Annotated in this window: 19 protein-coding genes; 10 read left to right on the top strand and 9 right to left on the bottom strand. The window is 59.4% G+C overall.

Going from position 1 to position 23110, the window contains the following annotated elements; all coding sequences use genetic code 11:
- Window position 1: 1 nt before the first annotated feature.
- From R6X40_RS00930 to R6X40_RS00945, 4 genes are all read right to left on the bottom strand, one after another.
- Window positions 2–793 carry an ABC transporter ATP-binding protein gene (locus R6X40_RS00930; protein WP_318410206.1) on the bottom strand — a complete coding sequence of 264 codons (792 nt, stop codon included), beginning with the start codon at window positions 791–793 and terminating at the stop codon, window positions 2–4.
- A gap of 319 nt (window positions 794–1112) precedes the next feature.
- A complete protein-coding gene (locus tag R6X40_RS00935; protein ID WP_318410207.1) occupies window positions 1113–1490 on the bottom strand; it encodes a hypothetical protein in 378 nt (125 codons plus the stop codon).
- 2 nt (window positions 1491–1492) lie between these two features.
- Window positions 1493–2947 carry a dihydropyrimidinase gene (gene hydA, locus R6X40_RS00940; RefSeq protein ID WP_318410209.1) on the bottom strand — a complete coding sequence of 485 codons (1455 nt, stop codon included), beginning with the start codon at window positions 2945–2947 and terminating at the stop codon, window positions 1493–1495.
- Between the two features lie 285 nt (window positions 2948–3232).
- Complete coding sequence (locus R6X40_RS00945; protein WP_318410210.1) at window positions 3233–4486, bottom strand: Zn-dependent hydrolase; 1254 nt, start codon at window positions 4484–4486, stop codon at window positions 3233–3235.
- Window positions 4487–4775: 289 nt separating this feature from the next.
- Between R6X40_RS00945 and R6X40_RS00950 the strand changes: the two genes are divergently transcribed.
- A complete protein-coding gene (locus R6X40_RS00950; RefSeq protein WP_318410212.1) occupies window positions 4776–5426 on the top strand; it encodes a TetR family transcriptional regulator C-terminal domain-containing protein in 651 nt (216 codons plus the stop codon).
- Between the two features lie 6 nt (window positions 5427–5432).
- Here R6X40_RS00950 and R6X40_RS00955 read toward each other — a convergent pair whose 3' ends face one another.
- From R6X40_RS00955 to R6X40_RS00970, 4 genes are all read right to left on the bottom strand, one after another.
- On the bottom strand, window positions 5433–6860 hold the full coding sequence (locus R6X40_RS00955) for a diguanylate cyclase (protein ID WP_318410214.1): 1428 nt from the start codon (window positions 6858–6860) through the stop codon (window positions 5433–5435).
- Window positions 6861–7033: 173 nt separating this feature from the next.
- Window positions 7034–8704, bottom strand: coding sequence for an adenylate/guanylate cyclase domain-containing protein (locus tag R6X40_RS00960; RefSeq protein ID WP_318410216.1), 1671 nt, complete (start codon window positions 8702–8704; stop codon window positions 7034–7036).
- Window positions 8705–8931: 227 nt separating this feature from the next.
- Window positions 8932–10245: an NAD-dependent dihydropyrimidine dehydrogenase subunit PreA gene (gene preA / locus R6X40_RS00965; RefSeq protein WP_318410217.1), complete on the bottom strand. Its 1314-nt coding sequence runs from the start codon at window positions 10243–10245 to the stop codon at window positions 8932–8934.
- 15 nt (window positions 10246–10260) lie between these two features.
- Window positions 10261–11622: an NAD(P)-dependent oxidoreductase gene (locus R6X40_RS00970; protein ID WP_318410219.1), complete on the bottom strand. Its 1362-nt coding sequence runs from the start codon at window positions 11620–11622 to the stop codon at window positions 10261–10263.
- A gap of 203 nt (window positions 11623–11825) precedes the next feature.
- Here R6X40_RS00970 and R6X40_RS00975 point away from each other — a divergent pair, with 203 nt between their 5' ends.
- The 9 genes from R6X40_RS00975 (at window position 11826) to R6X40_RS01015 (ending at window position 21810) form a co-directional block, all read left to right on the top strand.
- Window positions 11826–12779, top strand: coding sequence for a sugar-binding transcriptional regulator (locus R6X40_RS00975; RefSeq protein ID WP_318410220.1), 954 nt, complete (start codon window positions 11826–11828; stop codon window positions 12777–12779).
- 153 nt (window positions 12780–12932) lie between these two features.
- Window positions 12933–14243, top strand: a complete 1311-nt coding sequence (locus R6X40_RS00980; RefSeq protein WP_318410222.1) for a sugar ABC transporter substrate-binding protein — start codon at window positions 12933–12935, stop codon at window positions 14241–14243.
- A 191-nt stretch (window positions 14244–14434) separates the two neighbouring features.
- On the top strand, window positions 14435–15307 hold the full coding sequence (locus R6X40_RS00985; protein ID WP_318410224.1) for a sugar ABC transporter permease: 873 nt from the start codon (window positions 14435–14437) through the stop codon (window positions 15305–15307).
- 13 nt (window positions 15308–15320) lie between these two features.
- Window positions 15321–16145 carry a carbohydrate ABC transporter permease gene (locus tag R6X40_RS00990; RefSeq protein WP_318410226.1) on the top strand — a complete coding sequence of 275 codons (825 nt, stop codon included), beginning with the start codon at window positions 15321–15323 and terminating at the stop codon, window positions 16143–16145.
- A gap of 26 nt (window positions 16146–16171) precedes the next feature.
- A complete protein-coding gene (locus tag R6X40_RS00995; protein WP_318410228.1) occupies window positions 16172–17173 on the top strand; it encodes an ABC transporter ATP-binding protein in 1002 nt (333 codons plus the stop codon).
- Window positions 17170–17943, top strand: coding sequence for an L-iditol 2-dehydrogenase (locus tag R6X40_RS01000; protein ID WP_318410229.1), 774 nt, complete (start codon window positions 17170–17172; stop codon window positions 17941–17943). Before R6X40_RS00995 ends, R6X40_RS01000 begins: the two co-directional genes overlap by 4 nt.
- 25 nt (window positions 17944–17968) lie before the next feature.
- Window positions 17969–19453, top strand: coding sequence for a mannitol dehydrogenase family protein (locus R6X40_RS01005; protein WP_318410231.1), 1485 nt, complete (start codon window positions 17969–17971; stop codon window positions 19451–19453).
- 81 nt (window positions 19454–19534) lie between these two features.
- Entirely contained in the window at window positions 19535–20230 is a 696-nt protein-coding gene (locus R6X40_RS01010) for an HAD family hydrolase (protein ID WP_318410233.1), read from the top strand.
- Complete coding sequence (locus R6X40_RS01015; protein WP_318410235.1) at window positions 20230–21810, top strand: FGGY-family carbohydrate kinase; 1581 nt, start codon at window positions 20230–20232, stop codon at window positions 21808–21810. Before R6X40_RS01010 ends, R6X40_RS01015 begins: the two co-directional genes overlap by 1 nt.
- Window positions 21811–22109: 299 nt before the next feature.
- On the opposite strand, the gene R6X40_RS01020 is transcribed toward R6X40_RS01015, so the two are convergent.
- A complete protein-coding gene (locus R6X40_RS01020) occupies window positions 22110–23057 on the bottom strand; it encodes an HWE histidine kinase domain-containing protein (protein WP_412178317.1) in 948 nt (315 codons plus the stop codon).
- Between the last annotated feature and the right edge of the window lie 53 nt (window positions 23058–23110).

A 23110-nucleotide genomic window follows, 5' to 3' on the forward strand; every position in this document is an offset into this window, starting at 1 on the left:
GCTACTCATCATAGCTATGCCCCGCCCTCAATCCCTCGCGGACGCGATGGGCGATCTGCAGGAATTCCGGGGTTTCGCGGATACCGAGCGGGCGCTCCTTGGGCAATGTCGATTCGATGATATCGGTGACACGGCCGGGGCGGGGGCTCATGACAACGATCTTGGTGGAGAGATAGACGGCTTCCGGGATCGAGTGGGTGACGAAGCAGATGGTTTTGTTCGTCCGTTCCCAGAGCTTCAAGAGCTGTTCGTTCAGGTGATCGCGGACGATTTCATCGAGCGCGCCAAAAGGTTCGTCCATCAAGAGAAGATCGGCATCGAAGGCAAGCGCGCGGGCGATCGAGGCGCGCTGCTGCATGCCGCCGGAAAGCTGCCAGGGGAATTTCTTGCCAAAACCTGTGAGGTTGACCAGTTCCATGGTGCGGTCGATGCGGGCCTTCTGGTCGGCCGCGCTATACCCCATGATCTCCAGTGGCAGGGCGATGTTCTTTTCGATGGTGCGCCACGGGTAGAGGGCGGCGGCCTGGAAGACATAACCGTAGGAACGGTTTTTGCGCGCATCTTCCGGCGTCGTGCCGTTGACGGTGATCGAGCCAGATGTCGGCTTTTCGAGGTCGGCGATGACGCGCAGGAACGTGGTCTTGCCGCAGCCGGAGGGACCGATGAAGGAGACAAAATCGCCCTTGTTGACGTCGAGATTGACGCCCGTCAGCGCATTGACCGGCCCGTCATTGGTCTCAAAGGTGAGGCCGAGATCGCGCGCCGAAACGACGGATGCTGGTGTTGCTGTCATTGTATCCGGTGCGCTCCGCCCTGAATGCCATTGCGTGGAAGGTTGGTGTGACGTCATTCGGCTTGTCGCCTCCGATAGTCGTACTTCATATTTTTCGAATGGGGTATGCTGAGCGCGATGTCGCTGCCGAGGAGACGGGGTAACATCTGCCAGACCAGCCCTGTTCGGCAGTGATCAGGCGCACCGATGCGAACAAACAGGAAAACGTCATCCAGTTGCCTGAACTGAAGGTTTAATGTCGATCTTGCGTGAGCGGGTCTATTGTGCCGCTCTCTGCCCGCCGGCCGGCGACAGAGCGATGTGCTGGATAGAGGGCGGTTCATTTGCATTTCTTCAGTGGCCCCCAGCGTGTCCCGTCCTTGAAGGCGATGGTATAGTCCTTGCGCGACCGCAGGATTTCGACGCTCTCGTCAGCCTCGCCGCTTTCTCCTTCAGCGCTGCACGAGACAGTCGCTGCAAAGGAAGCCCCACTCTTCGTCACCGGACCTTTGAATTCACAATAAGACGCTGCCGTCGTGATGCCTTCGTTGGTCAAGAGGAAGAAATTGTCCGAACCGGTGGATTCACCAGTTTTGGCATAGGCGCAGCCATCCGTGTTGCCATAGTCTCCATCAAGGAATGCCTCGCTCGCGACGACCGGTCCGGCCATCGCAAAGCCGGCCAGAAGCAATAGGGCGATGCGGTGTGCCGCGCCCACCGTCACACCCCGCTTGCCGGAATGCCGGTGCGCTGCACCTTGCGCGGCGCGGTAATGTCCTTCCAGGTCGATAGCGCTTTGTTGACGGCTGTGTAGGGCTCGCGCTTGATGAACTTGCCCTGGCCTTCGCGGGTCTTGATCGTCGATTCCTCGATGGCAACGACGCCTCCCGTCAGGGTGTAGCGCGGTAGGCCGGTCACCTGCTTGCCTTCGAAGACGTTGTAATCGATCGCCGACTGCTGGTTTGACGCCGAGATGGTTTTTGTGCGCTTCGGATCCCAGACGACCAGATCGGCATCGGCACCGACAAGGATCGCGCCCTTCCTCGGGTACATGTTGAGGATTTTGGCGATGTTGGTGGAGGTCACCGCCACGAACTCGTTCATGGTGATCCGGCCGGTGGCAACACCGTGGGTCCAGAGCATAGGCATGCGATCTTCAAGCCCGCCGGTGCCATTGGGGATCTTCGTAAAATCACCGATGCCAAAACGTTTCTGGGCCGTTGTGAAGGCGCAGTGGTCGGTTGCCACCACTTGCAGCGAACCGGAAGAGAGGCCAGCCCAGAGTGAGTCCTGATGTTGCTTGTTGCGGAAGGGTGGCGACATGACGCGCCGGGCGGCGTGGTCCCAGTCGGGGTTGGCATATTCGCTTTCATCCAGCGTCAGATGCTGGATTAGCGGCTCGCCATAGACACGCATGCCGTTCTGGCGCGCGCGGCGGATGGCTTCGTGGGCCTGTTCGCAAGACGTGTGAACAACGTAGAGCGGCGCGCCGGCCATATCGGCGATGATGATGGCGCGGTTGGTGGCTTCGCCCTCAACGGCAGCGGGGCGGGAATAGGCGTGGGCTTCCGGGCCATTGTTGCCGTCGGCCAGCAGCTTTGCCTGCATCTGCGCGACGATATCGCCGTTTTCTGCGTGAACCATCGGTAGCGCACCGAGCTCGGCGCAGCGCTGGAACGAGTGGAACATCTCGTCGTCATCCACCATCAATGCGCCCTTATAGGCCATGAAATGCTTGAACGAGTTGATACCCTTGTCCTGCACGATGGTCTGCATTTCGTTGAAGACCTGCTCGCTCCACCAGGTGATCGCCATGTGGAAGGAGAAATCGCAATTGGCGCGGGATGTCTTGTTGTCCCACATGGTGAGCGCTTCGAGCAGCGACTGGCCGGGGGCGGGCAGGGCGAAATCGACGACCATGGTCGTGCCGCCAGACAGGGCGGCGCGCGTCCCGCTTTCGAAATCGTCGGAGGAATAAGTGCCCATGAAGGGCATTTCGAGATGGGTATGCGGATCGATGCCGCCGGGCATGACATAACAGCCGGTCGCATCCAGCGTTTCGTCACCGGAGAGGTTCGGCCCGATCTCGACAATCTTGCCACCGTCGATCTTGACGTCAGCCTTGTAGGTGAGGTCGGCGGTGACAATGGTGCCGTTCTTGATGACTGTGGTCATTGCTATCTCCCAATATTAAACGGTCTTATGCATCCCGCTCGATGACGATAGTTTTGCTCAATATCGCTGTTTTTTCACCTGTTCCGGAGCCTGTTGCGCTTACGCGTATCCCCGAGCCAGGTTGGCTAACTAGAAAAATTGCAGCATCTTCGATGTGTTCGAATTTGTGAGCATGAGCATCCTCATTTGACGGGCGCCCCGGTAGGAAACATTTGTAGACAGGGACGACGTCGTGGTGTCCGAGGATCGCCTGGGCTTGGCGACCAGTAATCTTGCAATAAATCTTCACTCCACAATCCCCGCCGTCTCCACCACCGCATGGAACAGCACGTCGCATCCTGCCGACGCCCATTCCTTGGAGATCTCCTCAGCTTCGTTGTGGCTGAGGCCGCCGACGCAGGGGCACATGACCATGGTTGCGGGGGCGACCTTGGCCGCCCAGCAGGCGTCGTGGCCGGCGCCGGAAATCAGGTTCATGTGGCTGTAGCCGAGCTTTTCCGCGGCGTTGCGCACAGCGGTCACCAGCTTTGGATCGAAGGTGACCGGCTCGAAATGGCCGATGGCCTCAATGGAGCAGCCGACGCCGAGCTCATCGGTAATCTTCGGCGCCTCAGTCTCGATCTTGGCGCGCATGCGGTCAAGCTTGGCCTTGTCAGGCGAACGGATATCGACGGTGAAGACGACCTTGCCCGGCAGCACGTTGCGGGAATTCGGCGAGAAAAACACCTGGCCGACGCCGCCAACGGCACCCGGCTGGTTTTCCATGGCGACGCCCTGAACCATTTCGACGATACGCGCCATGGCAAGGCCAGCGTTGACACGCAGGTCCATCGGGGTCGAGCCGGTATGGGCTTCACGGCCGGTGAGGGTGAACTCCAACCACCAGAGGCCCTGACAGTGCGTCACGACGCCGATGGTCTTTTCTTCCGCTTCGAGGATCGGTCCCTGCTCGATATGATATTCGAAATAGGCGTGCATCTTCCGCGCGCCGACGTCTTCGTCGCCCTGCCAGCCGATCCGCTTCAGCTCGTCCCCGTAGGTCTTGCCTTCAGGGTCCTTGCGTCCATAGGCATAGTCGAGCTCATGGATGCCGGCAAAAACGCCGGACGCGAGCATGGCAGGCGCAAACCTCGCGCCTTCCTCGTTGGCCCAATTGGTGACGACGATCGGGTGTTTGGTCTTGATGCCGAGGTCGTTCATGGTGCGCACGACCTCAAGGGCTGCGAGCACGCCAAGCACGCCGTCATATTTGCCACCGGTCGGCTGGGTATCGAGGTGACTGCCGACATAGACGGGCAGGGCGTCGGGATCGGTACCGGGGCGGGTGGCAAACATCGTGCCCATCTTGTCGAGGCCCATGGTCATGCCGGCGTCTTTGCACCATGTTTGGAAAAGATGGCGGCCTTCGCCGTCTTCGTCGGTCAGCGTCTGGCGATTGTTGCCGCCAGCGATGCCGGGGCCGATCTTGGCCATATCCATCAGTGAATCCCACAGACGGTCCGCGTTGACGCGCATGTTCTCGCCCGGTGCATGAGCCATGACGGTTCTCCTCATTCTTTTTAGGGGAGGCACAGTGGCTGCACTTCCCGTCGTTCCCGTGGTCAAATCGGGGCATCTGGTTTTTTCGATTGCCCTGCGATCAGCCGTTGCGTTTGAGTATGAACTGACTGATAATTTGACCGGTTGGTAAAACATTACAACTTCCGTTGCCGCACTCAAGACGAAAAACAGAAAAAACGGAAGTACCGTTCGAATTTTTGGATCAGGCGGTTTGCGGATGTTTTCGGATCGCGTGTAGACGGCGATTGGTGAGAAGACTGGGGGAAAGATGGTACTTCCGAGGGCAGCCCAAACGCAAAGGCGAACCCGTATCCAGGAGGAGAAGGAAGAACTGATTTTGGAAGCGGCGCTCGACGTGTTTGCCACCCACGGTTTTCGCGGTACCACCATCGACCAGATCGCCGAGGTGGCGGGCATGTCCAAACCCAACCTGCTCTATTACTTCCGCACCAAGGAAGCGATGCACCGGGCGCTGATCGACCGGGTGCTCGATAGCTGGCTCGATCCGTTGCGCGAATTTGATGCGGAGGGCAGCCCTGTTTCCGAAATTCGCAGCTATATTCGCCGCAAACTGGAGATGGCACGCGATTTTCCACGCGAAAGCCGGTTGTTTGCCAATGAAATTCTTCAGGGTGCGCCGCATATCGAGGATGAACTGAAAGGGCCGCTGAAATCGCTTGTCGACGAAAAGGCCGAGGTTATCCGCAGCTGGGCGAAAGCTGGCAAGATCGCGAAATGCGATCCTTATCACTTGATCTTCGCCATCTGGTCGACGACGCAGCACTATGCCGATTTCGACGTTCAGGTGCGTGGCGTGCTTGGAGAGGAGCGCTCCGGTGATGGACGCTTCGAAGATGCTGCGCGGTTTCTCGAGCAACTGTTCGTCAGTGGCCTGGAAATCAGGGACGGCGGCGCCTGACGGTGATCAGGAAGGGTCGCTGACGATCCGGTTGCGTCCTTCCGCTTTTGCCCGGTACAGCGCCATGTCGGCCCGGGTCAGCATCTCCTCAAAGGAGATTTTCGAATCGCCGCTGCAGACGGCCAAGCCACCGCTGACAGTGATCGACAGGACTGCCCCGTCTCCCGCATCAATCTGAAGACGCTCAACCGCCTGGCGGATGCGCTCCGCGACCATTTTCGCCGCCGTTGCTGAGGCTCTCGGCAGAACCACACAGAATTCCTCGCCTCCAGTCCGCCCGAAGAGATCGTCTTTGCGCAGCGTAGCGGACACGGCGGACGAAAAGGCAATCAGTGCGTTGTCGCCCACAGCGTGCCCGTGCCGATCGTTCACCGATTTGAAGTGATCGATGTCGAGAACGAGAACAGCCGAACCATCGACGTTGCCGTCTTGCGCGATGACACTTTTGCCGCGTGCCATGAACGTGCCGCGGGCGAGTGTGCGGGTCAGAAAGTCATGATCGACGGAATCCTGAAGGCGTTGCAGCAGGGAATTGCGGGTGGTCGTGACGCTCGCCACCGAGAGCGGCGCCATCGCGATCATGCCAAGGCCCAGCCGGATGGATTGCATCCACAACATGGGGTCCACAGTCTCTGGCGCACTGGTGCTGAAAATCATCATGCCCCAGATGCTAAAGATCATCGTCAGCAGAGCGGTGGGAAACAGCGCGAAACTGGTGGCGCACCAAAGAAGGGCTGGGACTGGAAATGCAAATGCTGCGGGGCCGCCGATAAAACTGCTGGCGAGCATCGACAGCGCAAGGGTGGCCACGGGAAGGGCGTGGCGGCTCTGCCACATTGCCTTTCGGCCCAGCTTGGCATGCCATTCGCTCAAGGACGGCGCGGTCAGCATTACGGGCAGGATCACGATGAAATTGACAAACTCAGTCACCAGCCAGAACCAGAACCCGGGAAAATAGGTCTGCCCAAGGAAAAGCCCTGCCACGATGCCGCCGACAAGCCCGCTGGCAACGGCCGCGATGCTGCAGATGACGAGCATGATGATGATCGATTGAGATTCGCGAAGGCGCTGATGGCCTATGCCCGCAAGACGATAGAGCAGACAGCCGGCAAAGACACCGGCGGCATTGGGCGCGGTAAGCCAGAGTGTCTTGATCAGATCGCTGCCGGTTATCACGTCGGCCGCAACGTAACCGGCAATGGCTCCCGCCCATCCAAACGCGGTTGCAAAACGGGGTCGCCGGATCATCACGCCCAGAAGAATAGCGTTGGCGGGCCAGAACAGGGCAAGCAAGCCCATCGGGCGTGTGAGGATGCCTAATAGGGCTGCGAGGAAAACGATACCGGCCAGAATGATTGCATCCCGGACGGTTCCGGTCAGGGCAACCTGCGACGATTTCCAATTCTGGGCGATCAGAGGGGGCATGGCAGCCATATACACGTTGACATAGTATCATCGCTCTTGCGCGTATTTGCTGTACGCAACGTCAATTCAATCGAAAAGTACTATTAAATCCTAGGGGTATTTTGCTCTCTTGTCGCCGCCTGTGATTGTATTGCAGGCATGCACACAGCGCATGCCGCTCCGGCTTCAGGTGATACAGCTTGTCAGGCTGATGGGCTCGCCTGGTGTTTCTCCGCTTCGAACATCGCTTCGATCTCAGCCGCATTCTGGATGATCAAGGTTTCGAGCGTGCCGGTGCGGCCACGGATAGAGATATTGTAGCTTTCCCGGTCATCGACGGTGAGCCCCGCATAGCGCACCAGATCAGCGGAGACAGCAAGCTGTGCATCATATTCCTTGGCAAAGCCTTCCAGCCGGCTTGCCGCGTTGATCGTATCGCCGACAGCGGTCAGCGATGAGGCCTTGCCATAGCCGATCTGACCGATAATCGCCGGGCCGGCATGCATGCCCATGGCGATGCGCAATGGTTTGTCCAGTTCGCTCATGAAATTGCGGTTGAGCACATCGATCCCCTTGGCGATGCGCGCCGTCGCCGTCAGCGCCTGCGCGCAGGCTTCCTCGATGCTGTTGTTCAGCCCGAAAAGCGCAAGAGCACCATCACCGATGAACTTGTCGATCACGCCGCCTGACGCCTCCACCGCCTCGCCGATGGTTTCGAAATACCGGTTGAGCAGGAAGACTGTATCGAACGGCAGCTGCTTCTGGGCAAGCAGCGTGAAATCGCGAAGATCGCAAAACAGCACGGCGATATGGCGCTCGCGGCCGGCGGCCTGCTGCTCCGTCGGTTGGGCCTTGAGGCCGACATTGTCACCGCCCAGGATAGGGGAGATCGACAGATTATGGCTTGGCCGTAATTGACAGGCCAGGCGCACATTGTCGGGCGCGCGAATCCGCGTTAGCGTCGCCCGCTCGGCATCGCTGGCTGGCGGTTGGCGTTCGAGGCCTTCCGTTACCCGCACCCGACAGGTCGAGCACCGCCCGCGTCCACCGCAGATCGACAGGTGAGGGATCCCCGCAGCGCGGCTTGCCTCCAGCACGCTGAAACCTTTTGCGACCGAGATTGCCCGGTCGGGATAGGTGACGCGGATTTTTCCACGCACCGGAATGGCGCGCAGGATTAGGGTTCCGGCGATCGCCGCGAGCAGGCCAACAAAGATGGACGTCCTGATTTGCCCGATAATTTCGGGCGGGGTGCGGTGTGGCATGAACCAGGTTGTCGATGGCAGTCCGACCTCTAGCGACCGGGCGCCGACGGCAAAGCCGAGCAGGGCCAGCAGCGGAACGAGGGCGGCGAAGGAATAGAAAAACAGGAAGTAGCGCGGATACCAACTGCGCCCGCGCATCCAGAACCACGCGCCGAGGCAGCCATGCGCCCAGGCAATGATCAGCGCCAGCGACTGCCGTGTCGCGTTGAAGGAGCTCGACCAGAGCGCAGGCAGGACCTGATAGTAACCGTCGCCATAGCCTGTGAGCATCCATTCGACCCGGGTGCTGACCACGTGGCTGACGATGAGGAAGGGAAACGTGAGGCCGAAGATGATTTTCAGCGCCTCGCGGACCGGCATCCGCAAAGTCTGCCGGCGGTAGAGGCTTTCAAGGGCAAGCACGAAGTGGACGAGCAGCGATCCGTAGAGCAGCACTGTTCCCGGCCAGCTGCGCCAGACAAAATTGAAAATCCGGCGTGCATCTTCCATGGTCTCGACGGAAATGAGGCCGAGTGCGTGGTTTGAAAAATGCGTGAGCAGAAACAAGCCCAGGCAGGCACCGGTCAGGAGATGCACCCTTTTGCGGGTTCGTGAGGAGGCGATCTTCAAGCAGGCATCCGGTGTTGGCGGCCAAAGCCGCATCTCGTCATACCCACTTATTGACGAGTTCGCGGTGAGGGGCAACGCACGTTTTTGTGGACGCATCGTCGCAATTTCGTGTCCAATGCGTTGCCTGTTTCCCCGGGCGTAGAATATCGCCGTCGTTCGCAACGGTTGAATGCTGTCAGCCGCCCCACCTTTTCGGCGAAGCGGCTGATATGTCTTGCATGGGGAGATTACTCGGCGGCCTGGCGGGCCATCGGGTTGTTCGGGTGGGTGGTCCAGTTGGCATAGTTCGGATCGACCGTCTTGCCGGTGCGTTCGTCCAGCACTCCCGGCTCAAGGCCAACCATGGTGATGCAGTCCTGCACAGGACAGACGTTGACGCAGAGATTGCAGCCGACGCATTCGTCTTCCATCACCTCGAAATGGCGCTTTCCGTCAACATACTGGGTGATCGCTTGGTGCGATGTGTCTTCGCAGGCGATATGGCAGCGGCCGCACTTGATGCAGGAGTCCTGGTCGATCTTTGCCTTGGCAATGTAGTTGAGGTTGAGATACTGCCAGTCGGAGACGTTCGGCACAGCGCGGCCGCAGATATCGTCGAGGCTGCGATGTCCCTTTGCGTCCATCCAGTCCGAAAGCCCCGTGACCATCTCCTGGACGATCTTGAAGCCGTAGGTCATGGCCGCGGTGCAGACCTGAACGTTGCCAGAGCCGAGGACGAGGAACTCGGCGGCATCCCGCCAGGTGGTGATGCCGCCGATGCCGGAAATCGGCAGGCCATAGGTTTCGGGATCCCGGGCGATCTCGGCAACCATGTTGAGCGCGATCGGCTTGACCGCCGGGCCGCAATAGCCGCCGTGGCTGCCCTTGCCGTTGATCGAGGGTTCCGGCGAGAAGGTATCGAGATTGACCGACGTGATCGAATTGATGGTGTTGATCAGTGAGACGGCGTCTGTACCCCCGGCTTTGGCTGCGCGCGCGGGCTTGCGGATGTCGGCGATGTTCGGCGTTAGCTTGGTGATGACAGGCATGCGGGTGTATTGCTTGCACCAGCGCACGACCATCTCGATATATTCCGGCACCTGTCCGACCGCAGCCCCCATGCCGCGCTCCGACATGCCGTGCGGACAGCCGAAATTGAGTTCGATACCGTCGGCACCCGTCTCTTCCACCAGCGGCAGGATCGCCTTCCAGGCATTTTCCTCACAGGGCACCATGATCGAGGCGATCAGGGCGCGATCCGGCCAATTCATCTTCACCTGCTTCATTTCGCGCAGGTTGGTGTAGAGGTCGCGGTCGGTGATCAGTTCGATATTGTTCAGGCCGAGAAGACGGCGGTCCGCGCCCCAGATGGCGCCGTAGCGCGGGCCGTTGACGTTGACGACCGGTGGGCCTTCCTCGCCCAGCGTCTTCCAGACGACACCGCCCCAGCCCGCCTTGAAGGCGCGCTCGACATTGTAGGCCTTGTCGGTCGGTGGTGCCGAGGCCAGCCAGAAGGGGTTCGGAGATTTGATGCCGACGAAGTTGTTGCGCAGATCAGCCATTGTTCATTCTCCCCTTCACGCGACGGCAACGGCCGGCTGCGATGCAGCTGACAGCACGTGGTTCATCGATTCGGCTGCGTCGCGGCCCATGGCAACGGCTGAGACCGTCAGGTCCTCGCCACCGAGAACGCAGTCGCCACCCGCCCACACCCGGTCGAGCGAGGTGCGGCCTTCGCCATCAACGACGATGCGGCCGGATTGCAGGGCGATGATGCCGAGGCCATCGGCCTCAAACGTCTGACCGATGGCTTTGAGCACATGATCGGCGGTGATGACGCCGGTTTCGCCTGTGGTCGTCAGGCGACCGTCGGCGATCGTCGTATAATCGAGTTCGATGCCGGCCACCTTGCCGTCGCGGGCAATGATGCGTTTGGGCTGCAGCCAGTGGCGGATGGTGACGCCCTTGGCGGCGGCGAGATCCTGCTCGAATTCGGAGGCGTTCATGTGCTCCTTGCCGCGGCGATAACAGATCGTCACTTCCTCGGCGCCGAGCAGCTTTGCCTGCACGGCCGCATCGACCGCAGTCATGCCGCCGCCGAGCACCACGACGCGGCGGCCGATAGCGATGTCGGCTTTGGTTTCGGATTGCCGCAGCGCAGCGATGAAATCGACGGCATCTTCGACGCCTTCTGCGGTTTCGCCTTCGGCCCGCAGCGCATTGACGCCAGCAAGACCGAGGCCGAGGAAGACCGCATCATGCTTCGAGAGCATGTCGGCCAGCGAAAAATCGCGCCCGAGCATCATGCGATTGAGGATCTCGATACCACCAATGGCAAGCACGTAGTCGACTTCGGCCTGCGCGAAATCATCGACCGCCTTGTAGGTGGCGATACCGTATTCATTGAGGCCGCCTGCCTTTTCGCGGGCGTCGTAAATGACGACGTCATGGCCCTTGACGGCCAGGCGGTGGGCGCAGGCAAGACCGGCTGGACCGGCGCCGATCACGGCGATGGATTTGCCTGATGGTTCGGCGCGCTGGTAGAACTGGCGGTTTTCGCGCATGGCGATATCGGTCGCGTAGCGCTGTAGCCGTCCGATCTCGACAGGCCGATGCTCGGCTTCGTTGCGCACGCAAGCCTGCTCGCACAGCGTTTCGGTGGGACAGACCCGGGCGCACATGCCACCGAGAATGTTCTGGTCGAAGATGGTGTTTGCTGACCCGATCGGGTTTCCAGTCGATATCTGCCGAATGAACAGCGGGATATCGATGGAGGTGGGACAGGCCGTCATGCAGGGCGCGTCGTAGCAGAAGTAGCAGCGGTCGGAGGCGACCAGTGCTTCATGCCCATCCAGCGGCGGGTGCAGATCGGAAAAATTCTTCTCGTATTCGACGGGAGACAAGCGCCCGCTCAGTATTCCAGTTTCAGTCGTTCCCATTTTTTGCTCCCAAATGTCGTGCCTCAGGATGCCGAAACGGTAACACGCTTTATTTTTTTATCAAACGGTAAAATTTTAAAACGAAAATCGCAGGAAACCCAGTGCCGTAGGGGTTTCAAAGGCTCGGGAAGGGAAGGTGTGATGGTCTGCGTTTGACAGGAGCCGGGAAAAAGTGTCAGCACATCGTTCAGGGAGTACGGACAATGGCGCGCAGACCGGACGGCAATAACAGGCTCGATGACGCCGCGCGTGCGGGCTGGCTCTATTATGTTGCCGGGCGCACCCAAGACGAAATTGCGTCCGCCATGGGCATCTCGCGTCAATCGGCGCAGCGGCTGGTTTCGCTGGCGATGTCCGAACGCTTGATCAAGGTCCGCCTTGATCACCCGATCGCCGCCTGCCTCGAACTCGGGCTCCGTCTCAAGGAAAAATTCGAGCTGCGGCAGGTCGATATCGTGCCGAGCGATCCCGGTTCTTCATCGACCACCGTCGGCATCGCTGAAGCCGGGGCGGCCGAGATCGAACGCTGGCTGAAATCCTCTGATCCGATCATCCTGGCAATCGGCACGGGGCGAACGCTGAAAGCGGCAATCGACCAGCTGCCGGCAATGGAATGTCCGCAGCATCGCATCGTCTCCTTGACCGGTAATATCGGTCTGGATGGATCGGCTGCCTATTACAACGTCATCTTCTCCATGGCGGATGCCGTCAAGGCGCGGCATTTTCCAATGCCGCTGCCAGTTCTGGTGTCGTCGCCAGAAGAACGCGCCCTCTTGCACAATCAGGCGCTGGTCAAATCGGCATTGCAACTTGGATCCGAGGCCAATGTCGCCTTCGTTGGCGTCGGTGAACTTGGCCAGGATGCTCCCTTGTGCGAGGACGGCTTTCTGGCCCGCGACGAGATGATGCGGCTGATGGACGAGGGGGCCGCGGGGGAGATCTGCGGCTGGATGTTCAATGGCGATGGACAGATGCTGTCCGGTAGCATCAACAAGCGCGTTGCCAGCGTGCCCTTGCCATCGCGCGATTCGGCAGTTGTCATCGGCATCGCCAAAGGCAAGCGGAAATACGTCGCATTGCGGGCGGCCCTCAGAGGGCGGGTGATCAACGGCCTGATCACTGACGAGTCGACGGCAGAGTTTTTGCTCAAAGACTGAGCACTTTCCCGGAAATTTTCATTAGCAAAATCAAACCAATGGCGCTTTGTTACTGCACTGCAGCAACGAATGCCAATTGACATTTTTTGCGGATGTGTGAGTAATTGCCCACGAGCAAGGCAAATGCTCACAACTCTTCTGGGAGGAAGATATATGAACTTGAAAACTTTCCTGCTGGGCACGTGCTCGGCAATCGTCATCGCGGGTTTCGCACAGGCAGAAACCCTCACCATTGCCACGGTGAACAATGGTGACATGGTCCGCATGCAGACGCTGACGGACGATTTCACCAAGGCCAATCCTGACATTCAGCTGGAATGGGTCACCCTCGAAGAGAACGTGCTGCGCGAACGCGTCACCACGGATATCGCAACCAAGGGCGGCCAGTACGACGTCCTAACCATCGGTACCTATGAAGTTCCGATCTGGGCCAAGCAGGGCTGGCTCCTGCCACTCGACAATCTCGGCGCCGACTATGACGTCGATGATCTTCTCCCGGCCATCCGCTCGGGCCTGACCGCTGACGGAAAGCTTTATGCAGCGCCGTTTTACGGCGAAAGCTCGATGGTCATGTACCGCAAGGACCTGATCGAAAAGGCTGGTCTGAAAATGCCCGATGCCCCGACCTGGGAGTTCATCGGTGAGGCTGCCCGCAAGATGACCGACCGTGCGGCCGGTATCAACGGCATTTGCCTTCGCGGCAAGGCTGGCTGGGGCGAGAACATGGCGTTCCTGACTGCCACGTCCAACGCTTTTGGCGCACGCTGGTTTGATGAAAACTGGAAGCCCCAGTTCGATCAGCCGGAGTGGAAGGCGACGCTCGACATGTACGTCAAGCTGATGAACGATGCCGGCCCGCAGGGCGCTTCGTCCAACGGCTTCAACGAAAACCTGGCGCTGTTCCAGCAGGGCAAGTGCGGCATGTGGATCGATGCCACGGTGGCTGCTTCGTTCGTGACCAACCCGAAAGACTCGACCGTTGCCGACAAGGTCGGTTTCGCTCTTGCTCCGGACACTGGTCTTGGCAAGCGCGGCAACTGGCTGTGGGCCTGGAACCTTGCCATTCCGGCAGGCACCCAGAAAGCAGAAGCTGCCGAGAAGTTCGTGTCCTGGGCAACCAGCAAGCACTATCTCGACATCGTCGCTGCCAAGGAAGGCTGGGCAAACGTTCCTCCGGGCACGCGCACCTCGCTCTACAACAACGCCGAGTACCTGAAGGCGGCCCCGTTCGCCAAGATGACGCTCGACAGCATCAATGCCGCCGACCCGAAGAACCCGTCCGTGAAGCCGGTGCCTTACGTCGGTGTCCAGTTTGTCGCCATCCCGGAATTCCAGGGGCTCGGCACGACGGTCGGACAGCTCTTCTCGGCGGCTCTCGCCGGCCAGATGACGGTTGACGATGCGCTTGCACAGGCACAGCAGGTCACCACCCGCGAAATGACCCGCGGCGGTTACATCAAGTAGGTTCCTTCCCAAGGACAGGCAGCCCGGACTACCATCCGGGTTGCCAACTCTAACCTGGCGTCACCTGTTGTGAAGTCTATTGTCACTGCGTCTGACGTCAGGCTTTTCCAAAAAAGAATACCAAGGCGGCCGGTTTGCTGCCCTCCCGGCGGGGCGGGTGCCCCCACCGGCATCAGAGGGAGGGTGTTGAAATGGCAACGCAGAATACGCGGGCGCTTGCGCGCTGGATGATGGCCCCGTCTGTTGGGCTTCTCCTGATCTGGATGATCGTACCACTGGCGATGACGCTGTGGTTTTCCTTCCAGAACTACAATCTGCTCAATCCCGGCAATGTCAGCTTCGCTGGCCTGTTCAACTACCAGTATTTTTATACGGATCCCGCTTTTTTCCAGTCCATCTGGAACACGCTCGTCCTCGTGGTCGGCGTGCTTTTTATCACGGTGATCGGCGGCATCGCGCTTGGCCTGCTGCTCGATCAGCCGATGTTCGGGCAGGGGCTAGTGCGCATCTTGGTGATCTCGCCGTTCTTCGTCATGCCGCCGGTGGCCGCACTCGTCTGGAAGAACATGATCATGCATCCCCAATATGGGGTGTTTGCCGATATCAGCCGTTTCTTCGGGCTGCAGCCGGTCGACTGGTTCGGGCAGTATCCGCTGTTTTCGATCATCATCATCGTCGCCTGGCAGTGGCTGCCGTTTGCAACGCTGATCCTGCTCACCGCCTTGCAATCGCTTGACGGCGAGCAGAAGGAAGCAGCCGAAATGGACGGCGCCAATTTCGTCAACCGGTTCATCTACCTGACCCTGCCGCATCTCGCCCGCTCGATCACCGTCGTCATCCTGATCCAGACGATCTTCCTTCTGGGCGTCTACGCCGAAATCCTCGTCACTACCAATGGCGGACCGGGCTACGCCTCGACCAACCTGCCGTTCCTGATCTACCGCACCGCACTTCTCGGCTACGATGTCGGCGGCGCGTCGGCAGGCGGCATCATCGCAGTCATCCTCGCCAATATCGTCGCCTTCTTCTTGATGCGCGCCGTTGGCAAGAACCTCGACAAATAAGGGAGGCAAGACCATGGCCCGTGCAGTTTCGACCAGAAGAACCGTCGCCCTCACCGTCGTCGCCTGGATCATCGCACTCGTGATCTTCTTCCCGATCCTTTACACGATCATCACCTCGTTCAAGTCCGAGACCGAGGCGATCCAGGGGTTCAACCTCATTCCCTCGGGCACGGTGGAAAGCTATCAGGCCGTTCAGGCGCAGAGCAATTACTTCAAGTTCTTCCTGAACTCGGTCATCTTGTCGCTGGGCTCGACGGTGCTTGCCCTCATCATCGCGGTGCCGTCCGCCTGGTCGATGGCATTTTCGCCAACCAACAAGACCAAGGACATCCTGATGTGGATGCTCTCCACCAAGATGATGCCGGCTGTTGCCGTGCTCGTGCCGATCTATCTTCTGTTCCGCGATTTCGGCCTGCTCGACAGCCGCATCGGCCTGACCTTCATGCTGACCATGATCAACCTGCCGATCGTGATCTGGATGCTCTACACCTACTTTCGTGAAATTCCCGGCGAAATCCTGGAGGCGGCACGGATGGACGGGGCCTCGCTCTGGGGTGAAATCGTCTACGTGCTGACGCCGATGGCGGTTCCGGGCATTGCGTCCACCATGCTGCTCAACATCATCCTTGCGTGGAACGAAGCGTTCTGGACGATCCGGCTCACCACCACCAATGCGGCCCCGCTGACCGCCTTCATTGCCTCGTTCTCCAGCCCGCAAGGCCTGTTCTGGGCAAAACTGTCGGCCGCCTCGACGCTGGCGATCGCACCGATCCTGATCATGGGCTGGTTCAGCCAGAAACAACTTGTCCGCGGCCTGACCTTCGGCGCCGTAAAGTAACGCAAAGAAAAGACTGGGAGGCACGCATGGGCAATATCACTCTGAAAAAGGTCAATAAATCCTTTGGCGCAACGCAGGTCATTCCAGGCATCGACCTGACGATCAACGAGGGCGAGTTCGTCGTGTTCGTCGGCCCCTCCGGCTGCGGGAAATCGACGCTGCTGCGCCTGATCGCCGGCCTTGAGGATACGTCCTCGGGCACGATTGAAATCGATGGCCGCGACGTGACCGGTGCCGCACCGGCCAAGCGTGGACTGGCGATGGTGTTCCAGTCCTACGCGCTCTATCCGCATATGACGGTGCGCAACAACATCGCCTTCCCGTTGAAGATGGCGAAGATGGATCAGGGTGCCATTGACAAGAAGGTGACGGAAGCGGCCCGCGTCCTCAACCTTACCAACTATCTCGACCGGCGCCCGGGCCAGCTTTCCGGCGGCCAGCGCCAGCGCGTTGCCATCGGCCGCGCCATCGTGCGCGAACCCTCGGCCTTCCTGTTCGACGAGCCGTTGTCCAACCTCGATGCGGCGCTGCGCGGCACGATGCGGCTGGAGATCAGCGAGCTTCATCATCAGCTGAAGACGACGATGATCTACGTGACCCACGATCAGGTCGAAGCCATGACCATGGCCGACAAGATCGTTGTGCTCAACGCCGGCAATATCGAGCAGGTCGGCTCGCCGCTCGATCTCTATCACCGGCCGGACAATATCTTCGTCGCCGGCTTCATCGGCTCGCCGCGCATGAACTTCGCGACGGGCGAGTTCGCCAAACCGCACAACGTGCATACGATCGGCGTTCGCCCGGAGCACCTCAAGCTGTCGACGGAATCGGGCACATGGCGCGGTAAGGTCGGCGTCGCCGAGCATCTCGGATCCGACACGTTCCTGCACATCCATGTCGATGGCATCGGGCTGGTGACCGCCCGCGTCGGCGGCGATTTTGCAGTCAAGCACGGCGATCAGGTCTTCCTGACGCCAGAGGAAGGCCGCGTGCACAAATTCAATGACAAGGGACTGGCAGTTCGATGACACGGCTCAAGGGTAAAAGCGCGCTGATCACGGGATCGGCGCGCGGTATCGGGCGCGCTTTCGCGGAGGCCTATATCAGCGAGGGAGCGACCGTCGCGATTGCGGACATCAACCTCGAACGGGCCACAGTCACCGCCGGCGAGCTTGGGCCGTCTGCTTATGCTGTGGAAATGGACGTGACCAGCCAGGTTTCGATCGACGACGCGATTGCTGCCGTCGTCGCCAAGGCCGGTGGCCTCGATATCCTGATCAACAACGCGGCGTTGTTCGATCTCGCGCCCATCGTCGAGATCACCCGGGAAAGCTACGACAGGCTTTTTTCGATCAACGTCTCCGGTACGCTCTTTACGATGCAGGCCGCTGCAAAGCAGATGATCGCGCAGGGCCGCGGCGGCAAGATCATCAACATGGCAAGCCAGGCGGGACGCCGCGGCGAGGCTCTTGTCGGCATCTATTGCGCCACAAAGGCAGCCGTCATCAGCCTCACCCAGTCGGCGGGCCTGAACCTGATCAAGCACGGTATCAACGTCAACGCGATCGCCCCCGGCGTGGTCGATGGCGAGCATTGGGATGGTGTCGATGCGATGTTTGCCAAGTACGAAAATCGCCCACTCGGCGAGAAGAAGAAACTTGTCGGTGCCGAAGTGCCGTTCGGGCGCATGGGCACGGCTGAAGACCTGACCGGGATGGCGATCTTCCTTGCCTCCGCAGACAGCAACTATGTCGTTTCGCAGACCTACAATGTCGATGGCGGCAACTGGATGAGCTGACCGAAGCTCGTCGAAAGGAATGAACATGACGACCAAACTTTCGCTCGCCAATCTCGACGCCATCAAGGCGACCGCCGCGATCCCGGCCTATGACCGAGCGTCGTTGAAGGCGGGTATCATCCATTTCGGCGTCGGTAATTTCCACCGTGCCCATCAGGCGATCTATCTCGACGATTTGTTCAACACCGGCAGCGATCACGACTGGGCGATTGTCGGGGCAGGGGTCTTGCCGTCGGATGAGGCGATGCGGGCGAAGCTTGAGGCGCAGGATTTTCTGACGACGGTGGTCGAACAGGACAACAACAAGAGTGCTGCGCGCGTCACCGCACCAATGATCGATTATCTGCGGCCCGGCAATGCGGTAGCAACGATTGCTGCGCTTTCCGACCCGGCGATCCGTATCGTGTCGCTGACAATCACCGAGGGCGGTTATTTCATCGACCCGGCGTCGGGCGTGTTCAATCCAAAGCATCCCGCGATCGTCGCCGATAGCCAGAATCCAGGCGATCCGAAGACCGTTTTCGGCCTGATTATCGCGGGACTGAAGGCCCGCAAGGACAAGGGCATCGTCCCGTTCACGGTGATGTCCTGCGACAACATTCCGGGCAATGGCGAAGTCACGCATGCGGCCGTGTCCGGCCTAGCAAGGCTTTCCGATCCAGTATTGGCGGAATGGATCGAGGCCAACGTCGCGTTTCCGAACGGCATGGTCGATCGCATCACACCGGCGACGGGTCCGCGTGAGGTTGGCATCGTTGCCGACGAATATGGCATCGACGACAACTGGCCGGTCTTTTGCGAAGAATTCAAACAATGGGTGCTGGAGGATCATTTCCCGGCCGGACGTCCGGCTCTTGAAAAGGTCGGCGTTCAGTTCGTGCCCGATGTCGCGCCCTACGAGCACATGAAGATCCGTATCCTTAACGGCGGCCACGCGGCGATTGCCTATCCGGCAGCACTTCTCGATATCCATTTCGTCCATGAGGCGATGGAGGACAAGACGGTCTGCGCGTTCCTGGCCAAGCTGGAAGAGGACGAGATCATCCCGGTCATTCCGCCGGTGCCGAACACTGATCTAAACGCCTATTTCAAAAAGGTCGAGTCGCGGCTGTTCAATCCGAAAATCGCCGATACGATTCCGCGTCTGGCGCAGGACGGCTCCAACCGGCAACCGAAATTTATCCTCCCGACGACGGCAGACCGGCTTCGGCGCGGCGAGGATGTTATTGGTCTAGCCCTGGTGTCAGCGCTCTGGTGCCGGTATCTTGCAGGCAGCACAGACAGCGGGAAGGCGATCACCTTCAACGACGCCAGCGCCGACCGGCTTCATGCCGCGGCGATAAAAGCCAAGGACGATCCACAGGCCTTTCTTGCGCTTTCGGACATCTTCGGCGATGTTGCGCAATCAACGCTGTTCCAGAAACGGTTCGCGCATGCGCTGCGGACGCTTTGGGACAAGGGCACGCGGGCAACGCTGCAGCTCTATCTCGACGGAAAACTTGGAGAATGACCTCATGACGCTTCAGCCCCCGGGTAACGTCGTGGCTGCGGTATGCGGCCACTCTGGCGGGCGAGCGGTGGTCTGAATGATATGAATACGAATCCACCAAAACTGGTGATTTTCGATTGCGACGGGGTTCTGGTCGATAGCGAACCCTTGTCGCTGGATGTGCTGGTCCGCGTGCTGGGCAATGCCGGCGTCGACATGGACGCCGAAGAGGCAACCGAGCGATTTCTTGGCAAGAGCCTGAAAACCATGTCGGATATCCTGCACGAGGATTACGGTCTGGCGGTAGATGATCATTTCCTGGAGGAAATGCGCCTCGATCTTTACCAGCGGTTTCGTCAGGAATTGCAACCGGTCGCGGGTATCGCTGCGGCACTTGACCAACTCGATCTGCCGCGATGCGTCGCCTCGTCAAGCCAGATGGAGCGCATCCGGCTGTCCCTGACCATTACCGGGCTGATCGGCAAGCTTGAGCCCTACCTGTTCAGCTCCAGCATGGTCAAACACGGCAAACCCGCGCCGGATCTCTTCCTGCACGCCGCCGCCGAGATGGCGACCCCACCGGAAAACTGTATCGTCATCGAAGATAGCCCTGCCGGGATTGAGGCGGCCAAGGCTGCGGGCATGCGGGTTTTCGCCTTTGCCGGCGCTTCGCATGCAAAGTCGGAGCGGCATCTGGAATCATTGCGGCGGCTTTCGCCTGACGTGCTGTTTGACGACATGCGGGAATTGATCCATCTTGTCCGGAAAGAACAAAGGGACGGGAACGCAGGGCTCTGATGGCTGATTTGATCGTTGCTGTCGATGTCGGAACCGGCAGCGCTCGCGCTGGTATTTTCGATAGGCATGGCAAGCAATTGGCCCGCGCGGATTATCCGATCGCGATGAACCGGCCTGAAGAAAATCATGCCGAGCATGATTCCGAAAATATCTGGGCTGCCGTCTGCATCGCCGTCAAAACGGCCCGTGCCAAGGCCGGTGTGCCGGCTGAATCCATCGCCGCAATCGGGTTCGATGCCACATGCTCGCTGGTCGTGCGGGACAAGGACGGCGCGCCCTTGTCGGTCAATCGCAAGGCCGATCCACGCTGGGACACGATCGTCTGGCTCGATCACCGGGCGCTCAAGCAGGCCGATTTCTGCACGGCCACCGAACATCCTGTCCTCAACCATTCCGGCCGTGTGATGTCTCCGGAAATGGAGATGCCAAAGCTGATGTGGCTGAAGCAAAATCTGCCACATCAATGGGAAAAGACCGGATATTTCTTCGATCTCGCCGATTTCATGTCCTGGCGGGCAACCGGCAATACCGCACGGTCGCGCTGTACGCTGACGGCTAAGTGGAATTATCTGTCGCACAAGGAAAATGGCTGGCAGGACGAGTTCCTCGAAGCGATCGGGCTGGAGGATTTGCGGGAACGCGGCGGGTTGCCGGAAAAGACGTTGCCGGTCGGACGATCAGTCGGGCATCTGACGGCTGCGGCTGCGGCAGAACTGGGCCTGCATGAAGATTGCGCGGTAGCAACTGGTTTGATCGACGCCTATGCCGGCGCTATCGGTGTGCTTGGTGGCTTTGCCGGCGAGCCGGAAAAGCTGGAGCGGCAGCTTGCCCTGATTGCTGGCACCTCCAGCTGCATCGTTGCTTTTTCAAAGGAGATGAAGCCGGGCTTCGGCATGTGGGGCCCGTATTACGAGGCGGCATTCCCAGACAGCTGGCTGATTGAGGGCGGGCAATCGGCGACTGGTGCGCTGCTCGACCATGTGGTTCGCAGTCACAGCGCTGGCGGAGAGCCGGATGCAGAGGTTCATGCACGGATTGTGCTGCGCATTCAGGAACTGCGGGCCGCCTATGGGGCGGAGTTTGCAGCGCGCCTGCATGTCCTGCCGGATTTTCACGGTAATCGTTCGCCGCTTGCCGATCCGCATGCACTTGGAGTCATTAGCGGCCTGACGCTCGACAGTTCGTTCGATGCGCTGTGCCGGCTTTACTGGCGCACCTGCGTCGCCATCGCACTCGGTATCCGCCATATTCTCGAGATGATGAAAGAGGCAGGCTACGATCTCGACACGCTGCATGTGACGGGTGGCCATGTCCGCAATGTGCTGTTGATGGAACTCTATTCCGATGTGACCGGCTGCACGGTGGTCGTTCCGGAAACAAACGATGCAGTTCTGCTCGGTACCGCTATGGTCGCTTCGGTGGCCGGAGGCCTTTATCCGGATCTGCGCGTAGCCGGACCGGCCATGTCTCCCGGCGGCCATGCGCAATATCCAAATGCCGATATGCGGGAAACCTACGACCGCGACTATCGCAAATTCCTGAGCCTTTACAGACACCGCACGGAACTTGAGACGCTGTAAAAACGGTGGAATGTAGAGGCTTCAAAAAAAATGAAACCGGCACGGAACTTTTCCTTTGCCAGTCCGTTTCTCCGATGTCTGGATAGCGGTTCACATCGCCCCCAATGGGAACCCAATAATTGTCCGGCATTCAACTCACACGCCCCCTCGGTGAGTTGTTAATATCAGCCAGTGCCTTCCCCCGGCGCTGGCTGTTTTTTTGTCAATTTTTTGGAATGATGGCGGGCTCGAAACAGCGGCGTTATTATCATACTGCATCATGGCTGGAGAGTTGCCGCTTAAGATGAAACGCTCTCGGTTCAGGCGATGATTTCGTATTCCCGCGATGGAATGGTCAGGTGATATTCAATGCGGTCGGGTGTGGTCAGGTACATCGCCTTGCCGCCGATTGCGACGGGCACGACACGCTCCAGCACCGTGCGCGCAAATGTATGTTCGTCAACCTCCCGCTGGGTGGCTGCCGGTGGCAGGTTTTCGACCCATGCCAGTTCGATGGCCGCATTTTCATCCAGCATCGTCTCGAAGCAGTCGATCGTCAGCGAGTTCACGCCCGCCGAGATCGCCCCATAGGATGCTGAATTGACGATCAGTTCGTGCAGTGCAAGGCCAATATGCAGCGTCGCATTGGGAGAGAGATGCGCATTGATGCCATTGATCGCGATCGGCGTTTGGGAATCTGGCCAATAGGCGCTGAATTGCCGCTCGGTCAATGCAAAGAGATAGGCCCCACGCCAGCTTGAATCGGTGACGAGGTCCTGTGAATAGGAAAGCGACTGGATGCGTCCGCGAAATTTTGTGAGAAAATAGTCCAGCGACAGAGCCTGGCGCGCTGTCTGCGTTGCAATCCCCTGGATGATGGCGAGCAGGTTCTTGGAGCGATGGCTCAGCTCGCGCAACAGGGTTTTCAAGATGCGTTCGCGATGCCGGGTTTCCGAGATGTCGGTAATCACGCAGAGAATTCCGGTCATTCCGGTGACATCGACGCGTTCGATATCGATCCGGTATGTCAGCACTCCTGTGGCCGATGTCAGGTCTATTTCGGTCGATGCTGGGGTATTCGTACAGGCGACGCTTCGTTTCAGCGCGACCAGACGTGTGCTTTCCTCGGCGCCAAAAACAGTTTCCTCTCCCAGATGTTCTGTTGCGAGCAGCCGCAGCCCTTCAGGCAGATTTCCGGAAATGACAGTGTCGAAATTGTCTGATTGATACACATATCCGGCCCCTGATTTCTTTAACACCAGTTCCATCAGGACCATGCTGGTATCGGCGCCGGTCTCGTTCGAGGCTGAATTGCCTGCAT

Origin of the sequence: Rhizobium sp. PL01 (assembly GCF_033447125.1) — a bacterium.
In the GTDB taxonomy this organism is placed as follows: domain Bacteria; phylum Pseudomonadota; class Alphaproteobacteria; order Rhizobiales; family Rhizobiaceae; genus Pararhizobium.